Source organism: Mesorhizobium metallidurans STM 2683 (genome assembly GCF_000350085.1).
Classification (GTDB): Bacteria; Pseudomonadota; Alphaproteobacteria; order Rhizobiales; family Rhizobiaceae; genus Mesorhizobium; species Mesorhizobium metallidurans.
In genome coordinates this window covers 39,577-63,451 of record NZ_CAUM01000043.1, presented here as the reverse complement: position 1 = coordinate 63,451, position 23,875 = coordinate 39,577, and the positions used below count along the sequence as shown (strand labels likewise).

Sequence of the window (23,875 nt, the reverse complement as noted above, 5' to 3'; positions counted from 1 at the left end):
AAGCTTCGCCGAGGCGCTCGTCGAGATCGGCAAGGCCACTGGGCGCGACATCCGTTTTATCAGGATTTCGCATGCCGAGTTCACCGCCGCGGTGGCAGCCCAGGCGTTGCCGGCCGAGTTCGTCTGGCTCATCAATGAGCTGTTCACCGAGGTGCTCGACGGCCGCAACGAGTCACTCACTGACGGCATCCAGCGCGTGCTTGGCCGTGCACCGAAAGACTTTTCCGCCTACGCAACCGAAACCGCCGCTTCCGGCATCTGGAGCAACTGACATGATCGCGAAACTGCTTCCCACCCTCACCTTCATCGCCGCAATCGGCTCGGGTATCGTCGGCGGTGTTTTCTTCGCCTTCTCCAATTTTGTCATGCCGGCGTTCGCCCGCCTGCCTGCCGCGGGCGGTATTGCCGCGATGAATTCGATCAACATCACCGTCATCACGCCGCTGTTCATGACCGCGCTTTTCGGCACCGGGCTGGTCTGCCTCGTTCTTGCCGTCGGCGCCGTCATCGGCTGGAGCCAGCCGGGTTCGTTCTGGCTGCTCGCCGGCGCCCTGATCTACCTCGTCGGCAACCCGATCGTGACCATGGTCTTCAACGTGCCGCTCAATAACGCATTGGCCGCCGTCGACCCGGCCAGCGCCAGCGGCGCCACTGTCTGGACCGCCTATCTCAGGGATTGGGTGATGTGGAACCACGTCCGCACCATTACCGCCATCGCCGCGCTGGCATCCTTCTGGTTCGCCGCACGTTGAAATGTCTCGGACCGCTGCGCCCGGCCCCGCTGGAGGCATTGACAGCATCGCGCGGAGAAGAGCCTTGAAGGATCAGTATTCGAACATGGCCGTCGGCATGGCGATCGGGGTCGGTCTCGGGGCCGCCTTTGGTGTCGCAATGGAAAACATACCGGCCGGCATCGGCATGGGCATTGCCATCGGTGCCGGCATTGGTCCGCTTTTCGGGCAGCGGCGTGGAAAGTGATCTTTCGCGTTGCGAGAGAAGCTCAGCTCTTCGCTTTGCGGTCGGCATGGCCAAGATCGCGGTCTGGATCGATCACATCGCGGACCAATTGCTTGAGCTTCGCCGCATCCGGAAAGCCGCCGTCGCGTTTGCGGTCCCAGATGAGTGTGTCGTTGCAGGAAATGGTGAAGATGCCGCCAGTGCCGGGCACCAGCGTCACCTCGCCGAGATCCGTGCCGAAGGTAGAGAGCAGTTCCTGCGCCATCCAGCCGGCACGCAGCAGCCACAGACACTGCGTGCAATAGGTGATGCGGATGATGGGCAGCTGCTTTTCGGTCATGTCACATTGAGCTCCGCTCATATGTCAGATTGAGCTCCGCTCATATCTCGGGCTGAGCTGTGTTTATGCCGCGCTGAGCTTGGCCATGGTCTCGTCGTCGACCTCGAAATTGGCGTAGACGCTCTGCACGTCGTCATCGTCCTCGAGCGTGGCGACGAGCTTCATCAGCGACTGCGCTCGCTCTTCGTCGACCGGAATGTTGTTCTGCGGCCGCCAGATCGGCTTGACCGATTCCGCCTCGCCGAGCGCGCCTTCCAGCGCCTTCGACACCTCGCCGAGATTTTCGAAAGCGCAATAGATGGTGTGGCCTTCCTCGTCCGACTGGACGTCGTCGGCGCCGGCCTCGATTGCCGCGTCCATCACCTTTTCGGCGCCGCCGACCGAGGCCGGATAGTAGATCTCGCCGACGCGGTCCCACATGAACGACACCGAGCCGGTTTCGCCCATCGCTCCGCCGGCCTTGGTGAAGGCGGCGCGCACATTGGAGGCCGAGCGATTGCGGTTGTCGGTCAGTGCCTCGACGATCAGCGCCACGCCGCCCGGCCCATAGCCTTCGTAGCGCACGGCTTCGTAGTTCTCGGCGTCGCCCATCGAGGCCTTGTTGATGGCGCGCTGGATGTTGTCCTTCGGCATCGACACCGCCTTGGCGTTCTGCACGGCGAGGCGCAGGCGCGGGTTCATCGAAGGATCGGGTGTGCCCGTCTTGGCCGCGACGGTGATTTCGCGCGCCAGCTTGGAAAACATTTTCGACCGCACCGCATCCTGGCGGCCCTTGCGGTGCATGATGTTCTTGAACTGTGAATGGCCAGCCATGGCACCCCTGTCGTCTTCGGCTAGAGCATTTGCAACCGGGTGGATTCACCGGCCTTTCAGCAAAGAATGCTCGAATTCAAATTTCAGAACGTCCCGTATGGTCCGGATGGACGCACGGCGCTCTCTGTCGGAATGGCCGGCTTATAGATAAATCGGCTCAATTCGTCCAGCCGCACCATGGCGCGGAACCCTGATGGATCGCCGCAACCGCTCACCCCTGGAGATCGGACTTCAGCCGGTCGATGATGTTGATCGCGTGGCCGGCATATTGGCTGATCCAGCGGTCGTGGATCTGCTTGATCGGCAGCGCGTTGAGGTGGTTCCAGCGCTCGCGCCCCTCGCGCTTTGCCACAAGCTCAAAGCCTCTCCGGGACTCACCGCAGGGGCCATCGCCCGAGGACAGGCTCAGAACGCTGTGCGGTAGGACCGCCAGAGCGCGTTCGACAAAAGAGCCGCAAAGATGACCGTGCTCTATGGATTTGACGACCCACCCCGGCCTAAGATGGCGGCCACATCAGGGGAGGGACGAAACGTGCGCCGCCAGCTTCTTTCAATTGTTTGCCTACTATGCGCATCGCCAGCGTACGCCCAGTCTGTGGAATCTTCAGTGTGGAAAGACGCCCTCGCGCTTATTTTCTTCATGGGCCTAGTGGTCTTGGCTGCCGTGCTTATTCGGCAAGCACTGCGCCCAGTTGCCTTGAATACCTTGGCAGTTGCCATCGTGGCCCGACTGATAAAGGCAAAGCGCCGAATAGGCCGGTCTTGGACGGAGATTGCGCGTCAAGCTCGTGACCGAGCAGACCAGTAGGGCGGGACGCGGGCGGCTTGATTGCGGCGGGGTCCGTCATTTCTATCATCGCCATGAAAGTGCCCCAGCACCAATACCAGGAGACGATCGCCTTCTATCGCGATGTCGTTGGCCTGAAGCCGTTCACCGCCAAGGCGCCGGCAATCGGCTTCGAGCTTGGCCCAACCGGCTGTGGATCGATGAAGCGCCGATGCTGAGCCAGGCAGAAGTCTGGCTGGAGCTTTTCACCGACGATTTCCCTATGGCCGCGGATCATTTCGCCAAGGCCGGCATTGTACGCTGTGATGCTATCGAGCCCTTGGGCGAGGGCTTCCGCGGCGGCTGGATCACCAATCCGGCCAATGTCATCCACATGGTGCGCGAGCCTGACGCCTGGTGAGCGCCTAAGCCCTGAGAGGAGCATTCCATGGAGATCCGCAAAAACCCGACAGCCGAAGCCGGCATGCTGATCCGGCGGCCGGTCGCCGAAGTGTTCGAAGCCATCGTCGATCCGGCCATCACCACGAAATTCTGGTTCACGCACGGCAGCGGCCGGCTGGACAGCGGCAAGCAGATCCGCTGGGAATGGCGCATGTACGACGTCTCGGCGACGGTCGATGTCAGCGAGATCGTCAAGGACAAGAAGATCGTCATGCAGTGGAGCGAGCCACCGACCATTGTGGTCTGGACCTTCACCGAAATGCCTGGAAGTGCCACCTTTATCGAGGTTCGCAATTTCGGCTTTGCCGGCAATGGCGACGAGCAGGTGAAAGAGGCCATCGGTTCAACCGGCGGCTTCACGCTCGTGCTGGCCGGCGCCAAGGCATGGCTGGAGCAGGGCCTGACGCTTGGCCTGATCGGCGACCGCCATCCGAAGGGTGTGCCCGCGAGTTAGAAAGCGCTCGGGGTTCTTCCTCCTCCGAAGAAACGCCTTGAGCTCAATGCCCGCCGCCGGATTTCTTCCGCCGCCTTGCCAGCATGTTGAGCCCCTCGACCATCGCCGAAAAACCCATGGCCGCGTAGATGTAGCCTTTCGGCACGTGGTAACCCATGCCGTCGGCGATCAGCGTCATGCCGATCATCAGCAGGAACCCCAGCGCCAGCATGACGATGCTCGGGTTCTTGGCGATGAAATCGGCGAGCGGCCCGGCCGCCAGCATCATCACCGTGACCGCCGCGATCACGGCAATGTACATGATGGCGATCTCGTCGGTCATGCCGACCGCGGTGATGATCGAATCGATCGAGAAGACGAGATCGAGCAGCAGGATCTGGAAGATAGCGCCGGCGAGCGAGAGCTGCAGCGTCTCGCCCATCATCGTGTCCTTATGATCGTCGGGATCGACTGTGTGGTGGATTTCCTTGGTCGCCTTCCAGACCAGAAACAGGCCGCCGGCGATCAGGATCAGGTCGCGCCACGAATAGCCACGGCCGAACGCCGTGAATACCGGAGTGGTCAGTTGGACGATGATGGAGATGGTTGCCAGCAGCACCAGCCGCATGATCAGCGCGGCCGAGATGCCCAGCCGCCGGGCCTGGGCCCGCTGCCCTTCCGGCAGCTTGTTGGTGAGGATCGAGATGAAGATCAGATTGTCAATGCCGAGCACGACCTCCAGCGCCACCAGTGTCAGCAGCGCAACCCATGCGGTCGGGTCGGAAACAAAGGCGAAATACGGCGCCAGGAATTCGATCGGCTGCATGGAGGTCGTCCCCTCTACGATCTAGAGCAGTTTCGTCGCCAATTAGGTATTGCAGGCGTTTATATCAATGTCACGACCAGAAGGACGGCGCGGTTTCTTCCAGCCGCGGTCCGCGGCGAAACGGCGCGATCTTCTCGGTCAGGCCGGTCCGGTCGGAAATCTCGGCACCGACGCCGCACAATGTCGCCGGTCCGGTCGCCGCCTCGAAGCGGCCTTTCGGCACCTTCGACAGAAAACGGTTGAGCGGCTCCTCCTTGTCCATGCCGAGCGAGGAATCATAGTCGCCGCACATGCCGGCATCGGAAATATAGCCGGTGCCGCCATTAAGTATCTGGTGGTCGCCGGTCGGCATATGTGTGTGGGTGCCGACGACCAGGCTGGCGCGGCCGTCGACGAAATGCGCAAAGCACATTTTTTCCGAGGTAGCCTCGGCATGGAAGTCTATAACGACAACATCGGCCTGCTCGCCGAGCGGGCAGGCCGCCAGTTCGCGCTCGCCGGCCTGGAACGGATCGTCGAGTTCGGGATGCATGAACACCCGGCCCATGATGTTGGCGACCAGCACGCGCGCGCCGTTCCTGGCGATGTAGACGCCGGAGCCGCGCCCCGGCGTGCCCTTGGGAAAATTCGACGGGCGCAGGAACCGCTCTTCGCGCGGCGCGAAGATCAGCGCATCGCGCTGGTCCCAGACATGATTGCCGGTGGTGACGACATCGGCACCCGCCGCAATCGTCTCGCGAAAAATCTCCTCGGTGATGCCGAAACCGCCGGCGGCGTTCTCGCCATTGACGATGACGAAGTCGAGCTTGAAATCCGAGATCAGCCCGGGCAGCTGTTCCCACACCGCCGTGCGTCCCGTCTTGCCGACCATGTCACCGAGGAAGAGAAGTCTCATCTAAGCGTGATCCCGAACCGAAGGTCAGTGCAGCCAAAAGTTGCATGACTTTTCGGAAAAGATCGCTTTTCGCAAAAGAACATGCGCCCAGGAAACTATCTACAATTGTGGCGCGAAGCGGCGCAACCCGCTCTCGGTCAGTATTTCCGGAACGATCACGTCATGGTCCTCATCGGGGACCAGCGCCACCTCCTGGCAGTCGAAGGCGATGCCGATCAGCCGGGGCGGCTGCCCCTTGCCGATCAGCCTGGCGATCGCACGGTCATAGTAGCCGGCACCGTAGCCGATGCGGTGGCCGCGCGCATCGAAGGCGGCGAGCGGCACCAGCATCACCGAGGGATCCAGCACCGCGGCTTCCTCATGCGGTCCAACGGTGCCGAAACCCATGTCGACCATCGGCGCACCGCGCACCAATTCGCGAAAGACGATGGTGGTCTTGTCGAGTATGGCCGGCAGGCAGAGCCTTGCACCCTTCTCGCGCAAGGCGAACATCAGCGGTCGGACATCGACCTCGGAACGCATCGGCCAGAAGCCGGAAACGATCTGACCCGGCTCGACCATGACCTGGTCCCACGCCGTCTCGGCCATTTCGAGCGCCACCTCCACCCGCCAGAATTCGTCGAGCGCGTCGCGGCGCCCGAGTGCTTCCTTGCGCAGCTGTTTTTTGAGGTCTTTCGAGGATGTCATGCGCCGATGGTAGAAAAGGTCAGATTTGGATGGAGTTTTAGGAGCGACGTATTTTACCGCATGATCCACCGAAGTGTCAGCGGTTCGGTGAAAAGATCATGCGAAACGAGATCAGCGGAGCGAACTTTTCGTTCGTGAGCACCGCACAAAACGGCGCGACGACAAAATCCGCCAAATATGGCCTTTTCGATGGGTGACGATCCACACAACCGGTGGAGAAGTCGATCCCGGGTGCCTACAAAGTAGGTGGGCGCCGTGTGAGAAAACCCACGGGTCTTCCCAGGGACAGCTCCCTAAGGATCGTTAAGGCCCCGGGGAAATGTGTCTCCTGCCGGGAAGCGCAGACCGTCAACCCCAATATAGGCCGATGGCCGGCTAAGCGCCAGAGAACGGCAGGGCAATTCGCTGCAAATCCCTGTGTGAGGACCAGCATCGCTGCGAGGTTCCGCCACGCCCTTGGCCGCAACGCTTGCGCTGGCCAGGCCGTCTCCTTACGGTCGCCGGAAAAACCGAGGAGCAAAAATGCGTTTTGAAGGCACGGCGGCCTATGTCGCCGACAAGGACCTGATGGTGGCGGTCAATGCTGCGATCGCGCTGGAGCGGCCCTTGCTGGTCAAGGGCGAGCCCGGCACCGGCAAGACCGAACTTGCCCGCCAGGTGGCGGCCGCACTCGGCCTCGACCTGATCGAATGGCACGTCAAGTCGACGACCCGGGCGCAGCAGGGGCTCTACGAATATGATGCCGTCTCGCGATTGCGCGACAGCCAGATCGGCGACGACCGCTTCAACGACATCAGGAACTACATCAAGCGCGGCAAATTGTGGGAGGCGTTCGCGGCCGGCAAGAAGGTCGTGCTTCTGATCGACGAGATCGACAAGGCCGATATCGAATTTCCCAACGACCTCCTGCAGGAACTCGATCGGATGGAGTTCTTCGTCTATGAAACCGGCGAGACGATCCGCGCTGGTATCCGGCCGATCGTCATCATCACCTCCAATAATGAGAAGGAGTTGCCGGACGCCTTCCTGCGCCGCTGCTTCTTCCACTATATCCGCTTCCCCGATGTCGACACGCTGCACAGGATCGTCGACGTGCACTATCCCGGCATCAAGCAGAACCTGGTGCGGGCAGCGCTCACCCAGTTCTATGAGATCCGCGACGTGCCGGGCCTGAAGAAGAAGCCGTCGACCTCAGAAGCGCTCGACTGGATAAGGTTGCTGGTTGCCGACGACATCGCGCCGGAGGATCTGCGCGCCGACCCGAAGAACGCGCTGCCCAAACTGCACGGCGCATTGCTGAAGAACGAACAGGACGTGCATCTGTTCGAGCGGCTGGCCTTCATGGCGCGACGGCAGCAATAGCGGTTTCTACGGCTGTGGACCGTTGCCGCGAGGCAAACGGAAAGGCAGCTTCGGACCTGAACTTCGCAGGAGAACGAAATGACCGAGATCACTGTCCGCCCCTTGGCGCAATCCGACCATGCCGACTGGCAACGTCTGTGGACCGCCTACCTCACCTTCTACGAAACCAAGCTGCCGGAGGAGGTCTACGCCGTCACCTGGAAGCGGCTGTTCACAGCGGGCGAGTTCGAGCCGAAGGGTTTCATCGCCACCCTCGACGGCAAGGCGGTCGGCCTCACCCACTATCTCTACCATCGCTCCTGCTGGTCGCAGATAAACAACTGCTACCTGCAGGACCTGTTTGCCGATCCCGAGGTGCGCGGCAAGGGCGTGGGTGCTGCGCTCATCGAAGCGGTCAAGCAGGAAGCCGGCAAGATCGGCGTCAAGAACGTCTACTGGATGACCCACGAGAGCAACGCCACGGCACGCAAGCTCTACGACTACGTCGCGCGCCGCACCGGCTTCATTGAGTATGATCTGCTGTAATGGCAAGCGCGGTCGCGCAAGATTGTCGCGAGGCTTTTACGCGACGGCTGGGCGAATACCGGCGGCGGTAAGCATGAGAAGTATGAGCATCCGGAAAGGCCGGAGGTGACGATCATTGTGCCGCGGCATCGCGAACAGTCTGCAGGCGTCGCGCGATCCATCGCGCGGCTTGCCGGATGGATTTGAGGACAAGCTGCATGACTCATTACGTGGGAATTCTCGACGGCGCCGATGATGTCTGGGGAGTGCGGGTTCCCGATCTCCCCGGTTGCCACGGTGGCGGCGCAAATCCTGAGGAGGCGATTGCCCGACCCGACGTCGGCCATGCGCGAATGGGCCGAGGCGCGGATGGCGAAACACTTGCCCTTGCCTGGCCCGCTACGGTAGCGGAACTGCTGCAACAGGGCGAAATCGACAGTGCCGCCGGCGAATCCGCAGTGATCCCCGTGCTGATCGATTCCGGGCGACCCGTTCGGGCCAATCTGTCGCTCGACGCGGGCCTCTTGGCAGCGATTGACGAAGAGGCAAGCAGGCGTGGTCTGACGCGTTCCGCCTTCATCGCAAGTGCCGCGCGAGAAAAGATCGAAGGGCATAGATAGCAGTCATGTTCATCCCGTTCTTCCTCGAACTGAAAGCAGCACGCGTTCCCGTTTCGCTGCGGGAATATCTGTCGCTGCTGGAAGGTCTGGAAGCCGGGCTGGTCGATTATGACGTCGAGGGTTTTTATTACCTCGCTCGCACCGCCCTGGTGAAGGACGAGCGCCACATCGACCGCTTCGATCAAGTGTTTGCGCACATCTTCCGGGGCGTAGAGGCTCTGGCCGGCGAAAACGCGGTCGATCTCGCCAACATCCCCGAGGAATGGCTCCGCCGGCTTGCCGAAAAGCACCTGACCGACGAGGAGAAAAAGCTGGTCGAGGCGCTCGGCGGCTTCGACAAGCTGATGGAGACGCTGAAGCAGCGGCTGGAGGAGCAAAAAGGCCGCCACCAGGGCGGCTCGAAATGGATCGGCACCGGCGGCACCTCGCCCTTCGGCGCCTATGGCTATAACCCCGAAGGCGTGCGCATCGGCCAGCACGAAAGCCGCCACCGCCGCGCCGTCAAAGTCTGGGACAAGCGCGAGTTCAGGAATTTCGACGACGCCGTCGAGCTCGGCACCCGCAACATCAAGATCGCGCTGAAGCGGCTGCGCCGCTGGGTGCGCGAGGGCGCCGAGGAAGAGTTCGATCTGCCCGGCACCATCCACGCCACCGCCGAGCATGGCTATCTCGACGTCAAGACGCGTCCCGAACGGCGCAACGCCGTGAAACTCCTGATGTTCTTCGATGTCGGCGGCTCGATGGACGACCACATCGGGAGCGTCGAGGAGCTGTTCTCGGCCGCCCGCGCCGAATTCCGCCAGCTCGAATATTTCTATTTCCACAACTGCCTCTACGAGGGCGTGTGGAAGGACAATCGCCGCCGCCATGCCGAGGTGATTCCAACCTTCGATCTCCTCCACAAATATGGTCCAGACTACAAGGTGATCGTCGTCGGCGACGCCTCGATGAGCCCCTATGAGATCGCGCATCCCGGCGGCTCGGTCGAGCACTGGAATCCTGAGGCCGGCGCCGTCTGGCTCGGCCGGCTGCTGCAGCAATGGCCGAATGCGGTATGGCTCAACCCGGAAAACCAGAAGAACTGGGGTTACGCCCATTCGATCGCCATGATCCGCGACATTTTTGGTGGCCGCATGTTTCCGCTGACGCTCGCCGGGCTCGAAGCCGCGACGAAGCAGTTGTCGAGGAAGCATTGAACATTGTTCAAAACCCCGTGCTGGGCAGGCGTGTAACAAATGCCTATGTTGGTACGAAAATGAGCTGCAACGCGCGCATGACCCGAGCCTCGGGTTCGGAAAGGATCATGCGCAAATTCAATGTACTACAGCGTCCTTTGCGCGTCCAAAGGACGCGCGGCGCTGTAGTAACGAGCCGCCAAGGCCGAGGAGATTCTTCATGGACACCCACACCTATCCCGTCACCCGCACAGACGCCGAATGGCGCGCCCGGCTGACACCGGAGCAATATGCGGTCATGCGCGGCCATGGCACCGAGCGGCCGGGAAGCTGCGCCCTGCTCTACGAGAAGCGCGCCGGCACCTTTTCCTGCGTCGGCTGCGACCAGCCGCTTTTCGAATCCAAGCTGAAGTTCGAAAGCGGCACCGGCTGGCCGAGTTTCAACGACCCGGTGCCCGGTTCGGTCGAAACCACAACCGACCGCGGCTACGGCATGGTCCGCACCGAATGCCACTGCGCCCGTTGCGGCAGCCATCTCGGCCATGTCTTCGAGGATGGCCCGCCGCCGACCGGCCTGCGCTACTGCATCAACGGAGTGGCGCTGAAATTCGAGCCGGCCGCCTGAGCATCGTTTTCGATCACCACTTTTGCAGGGGCGGCTTCGGCCGCCCTTTTTCATGCGCGACCGCATATCGTGGTCAGACCACGACAACCAGGATCAGCCACAGCACAGCCCCTATCATCATCAGCGAGGCCTTGAAGCCGCCGGATTTTTCCGCGGTTCGCCAGACGGCGAGAGTGAGAAAGATATTGTAGGGCACCGACGCGAAATGCACGGCGAGAACGAGAGCAAGCGGCATTTTAAGCCCGAGCAGGATAAGCGCCAGCGCTGACGCTGCAATGTTGATCACCGTGCCGACGATGACCAGGTCCCGCCAGAACAGCCGATCGAGCGGCGCCGCGCCCAGCCAGCGCGAACGGAAGAAGCCGGCTGGCTGGCTGGCCTTCTTCGCCGTTTCGGCCGGATCCGAATCGCCCATCGATTGAGCCTCGCTTGCGCTTGTGGAACGCCGAAAATGCCGAACCCTGCCGGTAAAGCAAGGCTCCGCGAAATATGACACGTGCATGACACAGAAATCTGCCAACAACACATTCGCGACACGGAACCTATGATCCGAATAGCCATTCAGTCATTTTGCAACGCCAGCATGGAGGAGTTCTGAATGAGCGATCATGTCTATAATGTTCTCTTTCTCTGCAAGCCAACTCGGCCCGGTCGATCATGGGCGAAGCCATTGTCAACCGCATCGGCGCCGGCCGCTTCAAGGGCTATTCCGCCGGCTCGCAGCCGAAGGGAACCGTCAATCCCTATGCGCTGCAGCTGCTGGAAAGCCTGAAATACGACACATCCTTCGCCCGGTCGAAAAGCTGGGACGAGTTTTCCAGACCCGGCGCACCGGAGATGAACTTCGTCTTCACCGTTTGCGACAGCACGGCAAACGAAAGCTGCCCGATCTGGCCCGGCCACCCGATGACAGCACTTTGGGCGGTGCCGGATCCCGCCAAAGCCGACGGCACCGAGGCTGAGCAGCATCTCGCCTTCGCCGAGGCCTACCGCATGCTCAACAACCGCATCGCGGTATTCACCAATTTGCCGATGGAGTCGCTTGATAACCTGGCACTGCAGCAACATCTCGACGAGATCGGCCGCGACGAACCGAAGCCAAACTGAGGGCGATGCGTTTCGACTGCCGTGCGGTCCGTGCATAAAGGGCGACCGAACTCACGATCGCGCTTCGTCTCCCAGAACCTCGACGACGGCGCGTTCGATGCGCGAAGCCTCCGTCACCAGCCAGTCAGCCATGGCCGGCCAATTGTCCTCGGCAAAGCAGTTCACCCGCCACAGCGAGTTTATGCCCAGCCCCTCGGAACGCTGCTCGGGCCTCAGTCCTAGCTTGGCCTCGATCGCCGGCTGGAACGGCCGCAAGCGCGTCCATGCTTCGGTGGCGCCAAGCTTCTCGTTGCGGCCGAAGAAGACGCCGACATGGTTCTGCGCCGGCGCGACATACATGGAAACGACCAATGCGAAGTCGGGCAGCCCGCGCTGCCAGAACCAGGGTCCTCGCCTCGCCAGCCGAGCCCTTTCCTCCGGATGCCGTTCCGCGAACAACGCCCAGAAGCCACGCTGGCGGAATTCAGAGGCGCGGCGGGCGCCAAAGTCGAATTCGCTCATGGTTCGACCTGTTGAGGGCGCCGCAACCGGCGCCCGGGGCTGTTACCGACCTTAGACCATGCCGAGAGCGGCCTTGTAGAGGTCGAGGATGGACTCTTCCTCCTGGCGCTCCGCCTGATCCTTCTTGCGCAGCCGGATGATCGACCGCATCGCCTTGGTGTCGAAGCCGGTGCCCTTGGCTTCGGCGAACACTTCCTTGATGTCGTCGGAGATGGTCTTCTTTTCCTCCTCGAGCCGCTCGATGCGCTCGATGAAGGCGCGCAACTGGCCGGCGGCAACAGTCTGGCTGGTCTCGGTGATGTCGTCGGCCATTTTCTCTCCGCTTCGTTTTCATGCCGCGACTCGGATGAACAGGCGGCAAATTTGAGCGGGTTCGATGCCCGACCGGACGCGGCGGGTCAAGCCGTTATCGACGCGGCATGAAGGACTGCTGCCAGCCGGAGACAACCTTCTCCCGTAAGGCCTGCCTCATCCAAATGCGATCAGCAGATCTTTCGCATCGATCTGGTCGCCGGCCTTGACCAGCACCTCGGCGATTGTTCCGTCGCGCTCGGCATGCAGCGCCGTTTCCATCTTCATCGCCTCGATCGACAAGAGCACGTCGCCGGCCTTGACCGCCTGGCCTGCGGCAACCGCAAGTGCGGAGACGACGCCCGGCATCGGCGCCCCGACATGCGCCTCGTTGCCAGGCTCTGCTTTGCGGCGCGCCTTGGCCGCGGAGGCGCCATGCGCGCGGTCCGGCACCTTCACGCGTCGCGGCTGGCCGTTGAGCTCGAAGAACACGGTGACCATGCCCTTATCGTCGACGTCGCCGATGGCGAGGCACCGCACCACCAGGGTCTTGCCCTTTTCGATGTCGACGAAGATCTCGTCTTCCGACTTCATGCCGTAGAAATAGGTCGGTGTCGGCAGCACGCTGACCGGTCCATAGGTCTCCTGCGCGGCGGCGAAGTCGGAGAAGACTTTCGGATACATCAGCCACGAGGCGAATTCGAACTCCGAAAGCTTGCGCTCCAGCTTCTCCTCGATCTCCTTGCGGCTCGCCTTGAGATCAGCGGGCTTCAGCAGTGAGCCCGGCCGCACGGTGATCGGCTTGTCGCCTTTCAGCACCTTTTTCTGTAACGCCTGCGGCCAGCCGCCGGGCGACTGGCCGAGATCGCCGCGCAGCATGGAGACGACCGAGTCCGGAAAGGCGATGTCCCGTGAAGGGTTCTCGACATCGGCGACGGTCAGGTCCTGGCTCACCATCATCAGCGCCATGTCGCCGACAACCTTCGACGACGGCGTCACCTTGACAATGTCGCCGAACATCAGATTGACGTCGTGATAGGTCTGCGCCACTTCGTGCCAGCGCGTCTCCAGCCCGAGCGAGCGCGCCTGTTCCTTGAGATTGGTGAACTGACCGCCCGGCATCTCGTGCAGATAGACTTCCGACGCCGGTCCTTTCAGGTCGCTCTCGAACGCGGAATACTGGTTGCGCACCGCTTCCCAGTAGAACGAGATCTTCCGGATCCATTGCGTGTCGAGGCCGGGATCCCGCTCCGTGCCCTTCAGCGCCTCGACGATCGAGCCAAGGCAAGGCTGCGACGTGTTGCCCGAGAAGGAGTCCATCGCCGCATCGATGGCGTCGACGCCGCTCTCGACCGCCGCCAGCACTGTCGCCGCCGACAGGCCCGACGTGTCATGCGTATGGAAATGGATCGGCAGATCGGTCGCCTCGCGCAGCGCCTTGAACAGCACTCTGGCCGCCGACGGCTTCAACAGCCCGGCCATGTCCTTGACCGCGATGATATGGGCGCCTGCCGCCTGCAACTCCTTGGCCAGACCGACATAGTATTTGAGATCGTACTTGGCCCGCGCCGGATCGAGTATGTCGCCGGTATAGCAGATCGCCGCCTCGATCAGCCTGCCCTCGGCGCCGACCGCGTCCATGGCGACGCGCATGTTGTCGACCCAGTTGAGGCAATCGAAGACGCGGAACAGGTCGATGCCGCCGCTTGCTGCCTGTCTGACGAAATGCTGGACGACATTGTCGGGATAATTGGTGTAGCCGACGCCGTTGGCGCCGCGCAGAAGCATCTGCAGCAGCAGATTGGGCGCGGCGTAGCGCACCAGCGACAGCCGCTCCCACGGATCCTCGGTGAGGAAGCGCATGGCGACGTCGAAAGTCGCCCCGCCCCAGCATTCGAGCGACAGCAGCTGCGGCAAGGCGCGCGCATAGGTGCCGGCAATGCCGGCGATGTCATGCGTGCGCATGCGCGTGGCGAGCAGCGACTGATGGCCGTCGCGCATCGTCGTGTCAGTGACCAGCACTTGGCTTTGCTCGCGCATCCAGGCCGCGAACTTCTCCGGCCCGAGCACGTCCAGCTTCTGCTTGCTGCCGCCAGGCACATTGCCGTTAAGGTAAGGCACGACGGGCGCCGCCGCATCGGCCTTCGGCTGCGGCCGGCCGCGCGTTTCGGGATGGCCGTTGACCGAAACGTCGGCCAGATAGTTGAGCAGCTTGGTCGCGCGGTCCTGCCGCTTCACGCTGGCAAACAGTTCCGGCGTCGTGTCGATGAACTTGGTCGTATAGGAATTGTCGGAAAAACTCGGATGGTTGATGATCGCTTCGAGGAAGGTGAGGTTGGTCGCCACGCCGCGGATGCGGAATTCGCGCAGCGCCCGGTTCATGCGGGCAATCGTCTCAGCCGGTGTCGGCGCCCACGCCGTTACCTTTTCCAGCAGCGGATCGTAGAAGCGGGTGATGACCGCGCCCGAATAAGCGGTGCCGCCGTCGAGGCGGATGCCGAAACCGGTGGCGCCGCGATAGGCGGTGATGCGGCCATAGTCGGGGATGAAATTGTGCTCGGGATCTTCGGTGGTGATCCGGCACTGCAGTGCATGGCCGTTCAGCCTGATGTCCTTCTGCGTCGGCACGCCCGATTGCGCCGTGCCGATGGCGAAGCCGTCGAGTATGTGGATCTGCGCCTTGACGATGTCGATGCCGGTCACCTGCTCGGTGACGGTGTGCTCGACCTGGATGCGCGGATTGACCTCGATGAAGTAGAATTTGCCGCTGTCGGCATCCTGCAGGAACTCGACCGTGCCGGCGCCGACATAGCTCGTCTCGCGGGCGATCTTCAGCGCGTAGCCGCAAAGCTCCTCGCGCAGTGACTGCTCGAGATAAGGCGCCGGCGCCCGCTCGACCACCTTCTGGTTGCGGCGCTGTATGGAACAGTCGCGCTCGAACAGATGCACGGCGTTGCCATGTGTGTCGCCAAGCACCTGCACCTCGACATGGCGGGCGCGCTCGATCAGCTTTTCGAGATAGACCTCGTCCTTGCCGAAGGCGGCTTTCGCCTCGCGTTTGCCTTCCGTGACTTCCCGGGCAAGGTCGGCTTCGGAGCCAATGGCGCGCATGCCGCGCCCGCCGCCACCCCAGGATGCCTTCAGCATCACCGGATAGCCGACCTCCTTGGCCAGTTTCTTGACCGCCTCCATGTCATCCGGCAACGGATCGGTGGCGGGGATCACCGGCACCCCGACCTCGATGGCGAGATTGCGCGCCGCGACCTTGTTGCCGAGCCGGCGCATCGTCTCCGGCTTGGGGCCGATGAAAATGATGCTGGCTTGCGCGCAGGCCTCGGCGAATTCGGGGCTTTCCGACAAAAGCCCATAGCCCGGATGGATGGCGTCGGCGCCCGAAAGCCTGGCGACGCGGATCACCTCCTCGATCGACAAATAGCTTTCGATCGGCCCCATGTCCCTGTTGAGGTGCGGCCCGCGCCCGACCTGATAGCTTTCGTCGGCCTTGAAGCGGTGCAGCGAGTATTTGTCTTCCTCGGCCCAGATCGCCACGGTTTTGAGGCCGAGTTCGTTGGCCGCGCGAAAGACGCGGATGGCGATTTCGGACCGGTTGGCGACAAGGATCTTAGTGATTGCCAAGGACAAGGCTCCAGAGATGGAGAGGATGGGGGCTGAGGCAATGATTAGCGTGAAAATGCTGCGGTGCAAACAAAATCGCGCGACATCTAAACCGATTTAAATTGATTGTTTGCGCCACCAACGAAAAATGCCCGGCGCAAGGCGCCGGGCATTCGAATTGTCGTCGCCGACAGGCTTACATCTTCTGGATGTAGGTGTACTTGCCGTCGTCGCCCTTCTTCCATTCGTACATGACATAGCCCGGCAGCTTCGGATCGCCCTTCTCGTCGTAGGAAAGATCGCCAAGCACGGTCTTGAACGGGCCGTTGGCCTTGAGAGCCTTGGCGACTTCCTGCGGGTCGTTCGACTTGGCGGCCGTCGCGGCTGCCGCGATGACCTGCATGGCGGCGTAGGAGTAGAGCGTGTACGCCTCGGGTTCGAAGCCCTGGGCGCGGAACTTCTCGACGAGTTCCTTGTTGGCGGGGATCAGGCGCGGATCGGGGCCGAACGTGTTCAGCGTACCCGCGACCGCATCACCCGCGATCGAGGCCAATTCGTTCGACACGATGCCGTCGCCGGAAACCAGCGTGGCCTTGAGGCCCTGGTCGGCCGCCTGGCGGATGATCAGGCCGGCTTCGGTGTGCAGGCCGCCCCAGTAGATGATGGAAACGCCGGCTTCCTTCATCTTGGCGATCAGCGCCGAGAAGTCCTTGTCGCCGACATTGACGCCTTCGTACATGACTTCCGTCACGCCCGCCGCGTTCATCGCCTTCTTGGTCTCGTCGGCGAGGCCCTGACCATAGGTCGTCTTGTCGTGGATAACCGCGATCTTGGCGTCCTTGAAGTTCGCCGCCAGATAGGCGCCGGCGATGCTGCCCTGCTGGTCGTCGCGTCCGCAGGTACGGAACGTGTTCCACAAGCCACGCTCGGTGAACTTCGGGTTGGTCGCGGACGGCGTGATTTCGAGGATGCCGTTCTCGGCGTAGACTTCCGACGCCGGGATCGAGACGCCCGAGTTGAAGTGGCCGACCACGAACTTGACGCCGTCGCCGACGAACTTGTTGGCGACCGAGATGCCCTGCTTCGGATCGGAGACGTCGTCGCCGACCGAAAGCTTGATCTGCTCGCCATTGATGCCGCCGGCCGCATTGATGTCGGCGGCGGCCGCCTCGGTGCCCTTCTGCAGCTGCGCGCCGAAGGCGGCGTTCGGACCGGTGATCGGACCGGCGACGCCGATCAGTACGTCAGCCCACGCGCTGCCGCCGAACGCGACAAGCGCGGTCAGGGCGACGGCGGACAAAAGTGATTTTCTCATGTAGAACGCTCCCATTTACGGAGTGGGCGTGAATGATGCTTTCATGCGATGCCCACTCTTACTCGCAGAAAGCGTACTTTGCCGATTTTCAGGCACTTGTCACGCCGATTCATTTCCGAAACGGCGTTAATGATGAACGTCAACCTTTTGGTTTCCAGCTCAAAAGCGAGGCTCTTTCGTAGAGCCAATTATACTGTGTCACCATCTGGTTGGTGCGCGTGTATTGATAGCCGATGAAGCCAAATATCATCAGCACGATAGTGTCGACGATATAGTAATGCAGCGAGAACATCGTGCCGCCGAACAGCGCGTGATGGATGAACCTTATGCCGAGGCCGAGGCCGAGCATGTAGGCGAACAGTTGGAGGAAGCTGCGCCATGTCTCGGCGCTGGCCTTGCCCGTCATCCATGCCGCCCAGCCGCCAAGCAGGCAGGTGACGAAGAAGAACTGCCAGATCGAGGGTTCCTCGTAGAGAATGCCCTGCATGACTTAGACTCCTGAACTCAGTGATGGCCGCCTTCGAGATAGGCGGCGCGCACTTCCGGATTGGCGAGCAGCTCCTTGCCGGTGCCGCTCATCGTCACATTGCCGTTGACCATGACATAGCCGCGCGTGGCGAGCTTCAGCGCGCCGAAGGCGTTCTGCTCGACCAGGAACACGGTCAGCCCCTGCGTGCGGTTCAGCTCGCGGATTGCGTCGAATATCTGCTTGACGATCAGCGGCGCCAGGCCGAGCGACGGCTCGTCGAGCAGGAGCAGCTTCGGCCGCGCCATCAGTGCGCGCCCGATCGACAGCATCTGCTGCTCGCCGCCCGACAGCGTGCCGCCGCGCTGGGCGATACGTTCCTTCAGGCGCGGGAACAGCGTGAACACCTTTTCGACGTCCTCGTCATAGTGCTCGAGGTTGTCGAGGCTGGCGCCCATCTGCAGGTTTTCCATCACCGTCATGCGCGGGAAGATGCGCCGGCCCTCGGGCGACTGGGCGATCCGCATCCGCGCGATCTCGTGGGTCGGCAACTGCGTGATGTCGGTGCCGGCGAAGGTGATCGTGCCCGCGCGGGCACGTGGCGCACCGAATATGGTCATCATCAGCGTCGACTTGCCGGCGCCGTTGGCGCCGATCAGCGCCACGATCTCGCCCTGCTTGACGGTGACATCGACGCCGTTCAGCGCCCGGATGTTGCCGTAATAGGTCTGGACGCCCCTGATATCGAGCAGCGTTGTCCCGGCCATCACTTGCGCCCTCCGCGCTTGCTTGCCGCGGGCTTGGCAGCAGTCTTCCCGGAGGCATGACTTGTTTCCACCTTGCCCGCATCGACGCGCCGCGAGAATTCCGTCTCCTTGCCCCGGCTGAGAAGCTTGGCCTGCTTGACCCATTCCTCACGCGCGATGCGCCCGTCGAAGGCGAGATAGGCTTCTGCCGCTTCGACGTCGGATTTTTTCCATGCCGCGATCTGGTCGAAATGGAAGATGCCGTGCTGGTTGAGCTTCTGCTCATTGACCGTGCCGATGCCCTTGATCCGGGTCAGATTGTCGGCTGTGCCGCCGCGGGGCGCCGCGAGCCGGTTCGAAATCCCTGATGTCTTCGGCGTCGCCGGCGCCTTGGCGGGCGACTTTGCCGGGGGTCTCGCGGCGGAAGATTTTGCGGTCGGTTTGGCTGCCGGAACGGTGGCCAGCGAGGCGGGCTGGCTTGCCGCCGCCTTCGCGCGGGCGTCGAACTGGCCGGCCTTGGACGCGCCTTTCGACACCGTGACGCGTTCGCCCTCGCTGTGGCCGACCGTTTCGGTCACCGGCCCGGCGAGATAGGAAGACGATGTGCCCGGACCATGCGCCGAGTCCGGACCGGTATCCAGCTGCTCGATCACGTCTTCGTCGCCGACCTCGGTCAGCACGGTCTCGACCTCCTCGTCGTCGACGCCGAGATAGGCGGCGATGACGCGCGGGTCGGTGCGCACCGACTGCGGATTGCCGTCGGAGATCTTGCGCCCGTATTCGAGCACGACGACGTGGTCGGAAATCTGCATGACCACCGACATGTCGTGTTCGATCAAAAGGATCGATGTGCCAGTCGTGTTCTTGATGTCCATCAACAGCGCATTGAGCGCCATCGATTCCTTCGGATTGAGGCCGGCGGCCGGCTCGTCGAGACAGAGCAGCTCCGGCCCGGTGCACATGGCCCGCGCGATCTCCAGGCGCCGCTGCGCGCCATAGGGCAGGTCGCCGGCCGGATCGTCGGCGCGGTCGACAATATCGGCCTTCTCCAGCCAATGCTTGGCGAGCTCGATCGATTCGGCCGATGCCTTGCGGTAGCCGCTGAAGCCGAACAGGCCGAGCACCGTATAGCCCGACGCCTTCATCAGCTTGTTGTGCTGGGCGACCAGAAGGTTCTCCAAAAGCGTCATGCCCGAGAACAGGCGGATGTTCTGGAAGGTGCGCGCCACCTTGGCGCGCGCCGGGATTTCATGGTTCGGCAGGCGTTCGAGCAGATAGGTGCTTCCATCCTGCCGGTTGAGCGTGATCATGCCTTCCGACGGTTTGTAGAAACCGGTGATGCAGTTGAACACGGTGGTCTTGCCGGCGCCGTTCGGCCCGATCAGCGCGGTGATCTCGCCGCGCCGGGCCTGGAAGGAGAGATCGCCGATGGCGACCAGGCCGCCGAACTTCATCGACAGATGCTCGACCTGCAGGATGGCGTCGTTCATGCCCGGGTTGGCTTTCTGAATCGAACTCGCATTCATCAGCCGTGTCCCTCCTTGGTGAAGGAACCGGAAACAGCCCTTCGTTCCTTCAGGAAGGCGGTGGGCTCACGGCTGCCGACGAAGCCGCGCGGCTTCCATAGCATGACGATGACCATGGCCATGCCGAACAACAGCATGCGGTAGAGTTCCGGCGTGAAGTCGGGACCGAAGACCTGCTTGAGGAAATCGAGTTCACGCAACACCTCCGTGCCGCCGATCATCACCAGCGCGGCAACGGCAATGCCGACCAGCGAACCCATGCCGCCGAGCACGACGATGGCAAGGATGATCGCCGATTCCAGGAAGACGAAGGATTCGGGGCTGACGAAGCCCTGCCGGGCCGCGAAGAACGAGCCGGCGAAACCGCCGAACATGGCGCCGGTGGCGAAGGCGGTGAGCTTGGTGGTGGTGGTGTTGATGCCGAGCGAGCGGCAGGCGATCTCATCCTCGCGCAGCGCTTCCCAGGCGCGGCCGACCGGCATGCGCCGCAGCCTGACGGTGACGAAAGCGGTGAGCAGGCAAAGCCCGAGGATCAAATAGTAGAGGAATATCTTGTAGTAGGCGCTCGACGTGGCGATGTTCAGCACCTTGGCGATATAGTTCGGATCCGAGACGTTGAACGTCATCAGGCCGAAGAAGGTGACCTTGGGAATGCCGGAAATGCCGGCCGAGCCGTTGGTGACCTCACGCCAGTTGATCAATACGAGGCGGATGATCTCGCCGAAGGCCAGCGTCACGATCGCCAGATAGTCGCCGCGCAGGCGCAGCACCGGAAAGCCGAGCAGCACGCCCCAGAAGGCGGCCATGGCGCCGGCGGCCGGCAGCAGGATCCAGAACGACAGGCCGTATTGCGTGCCGAGCAGCGCATAGGCATAGGCGCCGACAGCGTAGAAGGCGACATAGCCGAGGTCGAGCAGGCCGGCGAGGCCGACGACGATGTTCAGGCCCCAGGCCAGCATCACATAGATCAGGATCTGGATGCCGAAATTGTCGACCCATTTCAGTGAGCCCTGGAAACCGGCCGCTATCGACCCGCCGTAGAGAGCGAGCGACACCACGACGATGATCGGGTAGAGGGCCAGCGCGGCTATGCCGAGTGCCGAGAAATGGGCGTGGATGAAGGCCCGGAAATAAAACAGCACCGAGGCCAGGGCATAGATGATCGCCAGCGCCCGCACGAAGCGGGCATAGCCGGCAAGACCGGGTCCCAGCAGCCCGTCAAGCGAACTGGCCAGGACCAGCAGCAGGGCCGCGATCACAAGGGCCGCGATGAAATAGGGCAACCGGAAGAACCGCATCGCCACGCTGTCCGGCAGCAGGCCGGTGGCGACATCGGCGATCTTCTGGCTGGCCAGGAAGGGCTGGCCATAGGCGACATAGAGGAAGCGCCCGACGGCCGTGGCGATCACCACGGCGGCGAGCAGGCCCCAGCGCGTAGTCAGGACCAGTTCATTGGAAATGTTCTGACCGGTCTTCAGCCCGATGAACAGCACGAACAGGCCGAGCGCGATGGCGCCGGCATAGAACGCCTCGCGAACAGCGCGCTGCACGGGAGTGGCGATGACATCGCGCTCCGGGGATACGGTAACCGCCATGATCTCAGACCTTTTCGACTTCTGGCCGGCCCAGAATGCCGGAAGGCAGGAAGATCAGCACGATCGCCAGGATGGAGAAGGCGGCGACGTCCTTGTAGTCGATCGAGAAATAGGCCGACCACATGCTTTCGATGAAGCCGATCATCAGCCCGCCGAGCACCGCACCGGGCAGCGAGCCGATGCCGCCGAGCACCGCCGCGGTGAATGCCTTCACGCCGGGAACGAAACCGTCGGAGAAGGCGATGACGCCGTAATACATCAGGAACAGCGTGCCGGCGACGGCGGCAAGCGCGGCGCCCATGATGAAGGTGATCGAGATGGTGCGGTCGACATCGATGCCGAGCAGCGCCGCCATCTTGCGGTCCTGCTCGCACGCTCTTTGCGCTCGACCGAGCGAGGTTTTGTTGACGAGGTACCAGAACAGCGCCAGCAGCAGCGCGGTGACGACGACGATGATGATCTGCTTCAGCGACACGCTGATGCCTTCGATGTTGTAGACCTTGGACACCATCGGCGGGATCGGCTTGTTGCGCGGGCCTTGCGTCACCTGGACGAAGTTCGACAGCGCGATGGACATGCCGATCGCGGTAATCAGCGGCGCCAGCCGGAACGAACCGCGCAGCGGCCGGTAGGCCACCTTCTCGATTGTCCAGTTATAGAGGCTGGTCAACAGCATCGCCACGATCATCATGACCAGGAGCGCCACGACCACCGGAACCGAATAGAACATCGCGCCGAGGATTAGGAAAACGATCAGCGCCGTGAAAGCACCGACCATAAAGATGTCGCCATGGGCGAAATTGATCATGCCGATGATGCCGTAGACCATCGTGTAGCCGATTGCGATCAGCCCGTAGATAGATCCCAGCGTCAGCCCGTTGATAAGCTGCTGGACGAAGTACTGCATACTACCGTGGCTCCCCTGGAATGTCGCCCATGCAGACGCATTCCTTTTCGTATTTCCCCTAGTCGTAAAGTTTCGAGCCCGGATTGCAACGTGATTTTTCAATCGTCATGCGTGTTTTGCCGACACGCCACCGGATTGCTCCGTTTTTTCCAACCCAGCCTCTGGACTATCGCGGACCCTATCATTGGCATAACGCAATGTCTTTGACGAATCAGCCGCATCATGCACCTCGTTTCGAAGAAATCGCCGTCAAAATAAGTTGATGAGAGGGATCGTTGCGCCGGCGAACGCAATCCTTTTCGCGCCTCCTTGCTTCCCTTAGGTCAGGATTCTCCTTATTTGACGACGAATCCATGCGCGAACGGATCGCGTTCGTCGATGAAGATCGTGTTCAATCCGGTCATGCGCGCCCAGCCGCCGATCGAGGGAATGATCGCCGGCTTGCCCGCCACCTGGACCTCTTTCTCGACCCTGCCCTTGAACAGCGAGCCGATGATCGATTCATGGACGAAATCGTCGCCAGCCCTGAGCTTGCCCTTCGCATGAAGCTGCGCCATCCGCGCCGAGGTGCCGGTGCCGCAAGGCGAGCGGTCGATCGCCTTGTCGCCGTAGAAGACCGCGTTGCGGGCATGCGCCTCGCCGTTGGTCGGCTTGCCCGTCCACAGCATATGCGACAGCCGGTTGATGCCGGGGTTTTCGGGATGCACGAAGGAATATTTCTCGTTGAGCCGTTGCCGCACCACCGGGCTCCAGGCGATCAGGTCGCCCGCCGAATGATCGGCCATGTCGCGAAAATTCTTCTGTGGCTCGACGATGGCGTAGAAATTGCCGCCATAGGCGACATCGACGCTGATCTCGCCAAGCCCCGGGCATTCGACCGTCAGCCCTTCGGCATGGAGGAAGGACGGCACATTGGTGATGCGCACCTCCTCGACATATTCGCCGACCTGTTTGTACTCGGCGACAACCAGGCCGGCGGGCGTGTCCAACCTGAGCACCCCCGGCGTCTTCGGCTTGATCAGCCCGTGCTCGATGGCAAAAGTCACCGTCCCGATCGTGCCGTGGCCGCACATCGGCAGGCAGCCCGAGGTTTCGATGAACAGAATGGCGATGTCGCAATCGTCGCGCGTCGGCGGATAGAGGATCGAGCCGGACATCACGTCATGGCCGCGCGGCTCGAACATCAGCCCGGTGCGGATCCAGTCATATTCGGCCAGGAAATGCGCCCGCCGCTCCATCATCGTCGAGCCATCGAGCAGCGGTCCGCCGCCTGCGACCAGCCGCACGGGATTGCCGCAGGTGTGGCCGTCGATGCAGAAGAAGGAATGGCGCGCCATGTTT

Annotated in this window: 24 protein-coding genes, 1 other RNA gene and 5 pseudogenes; 12 read left to right on the top strand and 18 right to left on the bottom strand. The window is 62.2% G+C overall.

Annotation, left to right across the window (positions count from 1 at the left end):
* The 3 genes and pseudogenes from MESS2_RS08385 to MESS2_RS30775 all read left to right on the top strand — a co-directional run.
* Positions 1-271, top strand: a pseudogene (locus MESS2_RS08385) (NmrA family transcriptional regulator); the annotation flags it as partial.
* Position 272: 1 nt separating this feature from the next.
* Complete coding sequence (locus MESS2_RS08380; RefSeq protein ID WP_008873749.1) at positions 273-752, top strand: anthrone oxygenase family protein; 480 nt, start codon at positions 273-275, stop codon at positions 750-752.
* Positions 753-816: 64 nt separating this feature from the next.
* Entirely contained in the window at positions 817-978 is a 162-nt protein-coding gene (locus tag MESS2_RS30775) for a glycine zipper domain-containing protein (RefSeq protein WP_157357654.1), read from the top strand.
* Positions 979-1,000: 22 nt separating this feature from the next.
* Here MESS2_RS30775 and MESS2_RS08375 read toward each other — a convergent pair whose 3' ends face one another.
* From MESS2_RS08375 to MESS2_RS08365, 3 genes and pseudogenes are all read right to left on the bottom strand, one after another.
* The gene (locus MESS2_RS08375) at positions 1,001-1,297 is read right to left on the bottom strand and encodes an Rdx family protein (RefSeq protein ID WP_008873747.1); all 297 of its coding nucleotides are present in this window, start codon (positions 1,295-1,297) and stop codon (positions 1,001-1,003) included.
* Positions 1,298-1,360: 63 nt separating this feature from the next.
* The gene (locus MESS2_RS08370; RefSeq protein WP_008873746.1) at positions 1,361-2,110 is read right to left on the bottom strand and encodes a YebC/PmpR family DNA-binding transcriptional regulator; all 750 of its coding nucleotides are present in this window, start codon (positions 2,108-2,110) and stop codon (positions 1,361-1,363) included.
* A gap of 211 nt (positions 2,111-2,321) precedes the next feature.
* Positions 2,322-2,465, bottom strand: a pseudogene (locus tag MESS2_RS08365) (transcriptional regulator); the annotation flags it as partial.
* Positions 2,466-2,971: 506 nt separating this feature from the next.
* Here MESS2_RS08365 and MESS2_RS08355 point away from each other — a divergent pair.
* Together MESS2_RS08355 and MESS2_RS08350 are read left to right on the top strand one after the other, a co-directional pair.
* Positions 2,972-3,297 (top strand): annotated as a pseudogene (locus MESS2_RS08355) (hypothetical protein).
* A 27-nt stretch (positions 3,298-3,324) separates the two neighbouring features.
* Positions 3,325-3,792 carry an SRPBCC family protein gene (locus MESS2_RS08350; protein WP_008873741.1) on the top strand — a complete coding sequence of 156 codons (468 nt, stop codon included), beginning with the start codon at positions 3,325-3,327 and terminating at the stop codon, positions 3,790-3,792.
* Between the two features lie 43 nt (positions 3,793-3,835).
* Here the strand turns inward: MESS2_RS08350 and MESS2_RS08345 are convergent, their stop codons facing one another.
* The 4 genes from MESS2_RS08345 to ssrS all read right to left on the bottom strand — a co-directional run bounded on the left by MESS2_RS08345 (position 3,836) and on the right by ssrS (position 6,529).
* Positions 3,836-4,597 (bottom strand): TerC family protein, encoded by a 762-nt coding sequence (locus tag MESS2_RS08345; protein ID WP_008873740.1) that lies wholly within the window; start codon positions 4,595-4,597, stop codon positions 3,836-3,838.
* A gap of 70 nt (positions 4,598-4,667) precedes the next feature.
* Positions 4,668-5,492, bottom strand: a complete 825-nt coding sequence (locus MESS2_RS08340; RefSeq protein ID WP_008873739.1) for a TIGR00282 family metallophosphoesterase — start codon at positions 5,490-5,492, stop codon at positions 4,668-4,670.
* Positions 5,493-5,591: 99 nt separating this feature from the next.
* Positions 5,592-6,179 carry a 5-formyltetrahydrofolate cyclo-ligase gene (locus MESS2_RS08335; RefSeq protein ID WP_008873738.1) on the bottom strand — a complete coding sequence of 196 codons (588 nt, stop codon included), beginning with the start codon at positions 6,177-6,179 and terminating at the stop codon, positions 5,592-5,594.
* Positions 6,180-6,373: 194 nt separating this feature from the next.
* Positions 6,374-6,529: non-coding RNA, 6S RNA (gene ssrS / locus MESS2_RS30770), on the bottom strand.
* Positions 6,530-6,701: 172 nt separating this feature from the next.
* On the opposite strand from ssrS, the gene MESS2_RS08330 reads away from it, so the two are divergent.
* From MESS2_RS08330 to msrB, 6 genes are all read left to right on the top strand, one after another.
* Positions 6,702-7,541, top strand: coding sequence for an AAA family ATPase (locus tag MESS2_RS08330; protein ID WP_008873737.1), 840 nt, complete (start codon positions 6,702-6,704; stop codon positions 7,539-7,541).
* 78 nt (positions 7,542-7,619) lie between these two features.
* A complete protein-coding gene (locus MESS2_RS08325) occupies positions 7,620-8,066 on the top strand; it encodes a GNAT family N-acetyltransferase (protein ID WP_008873736.1) in 447 nt (148 codons plus the stop codon).
* Between the two features lie 21 nt (positions 8,067-8,087).
* Positions 8,088-8,252, top strand: coding sequence for a type II toxin-antitoxin system HicA family toxin (locus MESS2_RS30765; protein ID WP_083918433.1), 165 nt, complete (start codon positions 8,088-8,090; stop codon positions 8,250-8,252).
* 11 nt (positions 8,253-8,263) lie between these two features.
* A complete protein-coding gene (locus MESS2_RS08320; RefSeq protein WP_008873735.1) occupies positions 8,264-8,665 on the top strand; it encodes a type II toxin-antitoxin system HicB family antitoxin in 402 nt (133 codons plus the stop codon).
* A 5-nt stretch (positions 8,666-8,670) separates the two neighbouring features.
* A complete protein-coding gene (locus MESS2_RS08315; RefSeq protein WP_008873734.1) occupies positions 8,671-9,861 on the top strand; it encodes a vWA domain-containing protein in 1,191 nt (396 codons plus the stop codon).
* 199 nt (positions 9,862-10,060) lie between these two features.
* Positions 10,061-10,465 carry a peptide-methionine (R)-S-oxide reductase MsrB gene (gene msrB, locus MESS2_RS08310; protein ID WP_008873732.1) on the top strand — a complete coding sequence of 135 codons (405 nt, stop codon included), beginning with the start codon at positions 10,061-10,063 and terminating at the stop codon, positions 10,463-10,465.
* Positions 10,466-10,538: 73 nt separating this feature from the next.
* Here the strand turns inward: msrB and MESS2_RS08305 are convergent, their stop codons facing one another.
* Positions 10,539-10,880 carry a hypothetical protein gene (locus MESS2_RS08305; protein WP_008873731.1) on the bottom strand — a complete coding sequence of 114 codons (342 nt, stop codon included), beginning with the start codon at positions 10,878-10,880 and terminating at the stop codon, positions 10,539-10,541.
* Positions 10,881-11,063: 183 nt separating this feature from the next.
* Between MESS2_RS08305 and MESS2_RS08300 the strand changes: the two are divergent.
* Positions 11,064-11,572 (top strand): annotated as a pseudogene (locus tag MESS2_RS08300) (arsenate reductase ArsC).
* Between the two features lie 51 nt (positions 11,573-11,623).
* Here the strand turns inward: MESS2_RS08300 and MESS2_RS08295 are convergent.
* From MESS2_RS08295 to MESS2_RS08250, 10 genes and pseudogenes are all read right to left on the bottom strand, one after another.
* Positions 11,624-12,073, bottom strand: coding sequence for a hypothetical protein (locus MESS2_RS08295; protein WP_008873729.1), 450 nt, complete (start codon positions 12,071-12,073; stop codon positions 11,624-11,626).
* A 51-nt stretch (positions 12,074-12,124) separates the two neighbouring features.
* Positions 12,125-12,385 (bottom strand): DUF2312 domain-containing protein, encoded by a 261-nt coding sequence (locus MESS2_RS08290; protein WP_006204859.1) that lies wholly within the window; start codon positions 12,383-12,385, stop codon positions 12,125-12,127.
* 156 nt (positions 12,386-12,541) lie between these two features.
* Positions 12,542-16,000: a pyruvate carboxylase gene (gene pyc / locus MESS2_RS08285; protein ID WP_008873728.1), complete on the bottom strand. Its 3,459-nt coding sequence runs from the start codon at positions 15,998-16,000 to the stop codon at positions 12,542-12,544.
* Positions 16,001-16,175: 175 nt separating this feature from the next.
* Positions 16,176-17,294, bottom strand: coding sequence for a branched-chain amino acid ABC transporter substrate-binding protein (locus MESS2_RS08280; RefSeq protein ID WP_008873727.1), 1,119 nt, complete (start codon positions 17,292-17,294; stop codon positions 16,176-16,178).
* A gap of 139 nt (positions 17,295-17,433) precedes the next feature.
* The gene (locus MESS2_RS08275; protein ID WP_008873726.1) at positions 17,434-17,781 is read right to left on the bottom strand and encodes a DUF6867 family protein; all 348 of its coding nucleotides are present in this window, start codon (positions 17,779-17,781) and stop codon (positions 17,434-17,436) included.
* Between the two features lie 17 nt (positions 17,782-17,798).
* A complete protein-coding gene (locus MESS2_RS08270) occupies positions 17,799-18,527 on the bottom strand; it encodes an ABC transporter ATP-binding protein (RefSeq protein WP_006327597.1) in 729 nt (242 codons plus the stop codon).
* Positions 18,527-20,032, bottom strand: coding sequence for an ATP-binding cassette domain-containing protein (locus MESS2_RS08265; RefSeq protein WP_008873725.1), 1,506 nt, complete (start codon positions 20,030-20,032; stop codon positions 18,527-18,529). The genes MESS2_RS08270 and MESS2_RS08265 overlap by 1 nt, the downstream gene beginning before the upstream one ends.
* Positions 20,032-21,543: pseudogene (livM, locus tag MESS2_RS08260) on the bottom strand (high-affinity branched-chain amino acid ABC transporter permease LivM); the annotation flags it as partial. The gene MESS2_RS08265 and the pseudogene livM, both read right to left, overlap by 1 nt.
* Positions 21,544-21,631: 88 nt before the next feature.
* The gene (locus MESS2_RS08255; protein WP_008873723.1) at positions 21,632-22,534 is read right to left on the bottom strand and encodes a branched-chain amino acid ABC transporter permease; all 903 of its coding nucleotides are present in this window, start codon (positions 22,532-22,534) and stop codon (positions 21,632-21,634) included.
* A 335-nt stretch (positions 22,535-22,869) separates the two neighbouring features.
* On the bottom strand, positions 22,870-23,871 hold the full coding sequence (locus tag MESS2_RS08250; RefSeq protein ID WP_008873722.1) for a 4-hydroxyproline epimerase: 1,002 nt from the start codon (positions 23,869-23,871) through the stop codon (positions 22,870-22,872).
* Between the last annotated feature and the right edge of the window lie 4 nt (positions 23,872-23,875).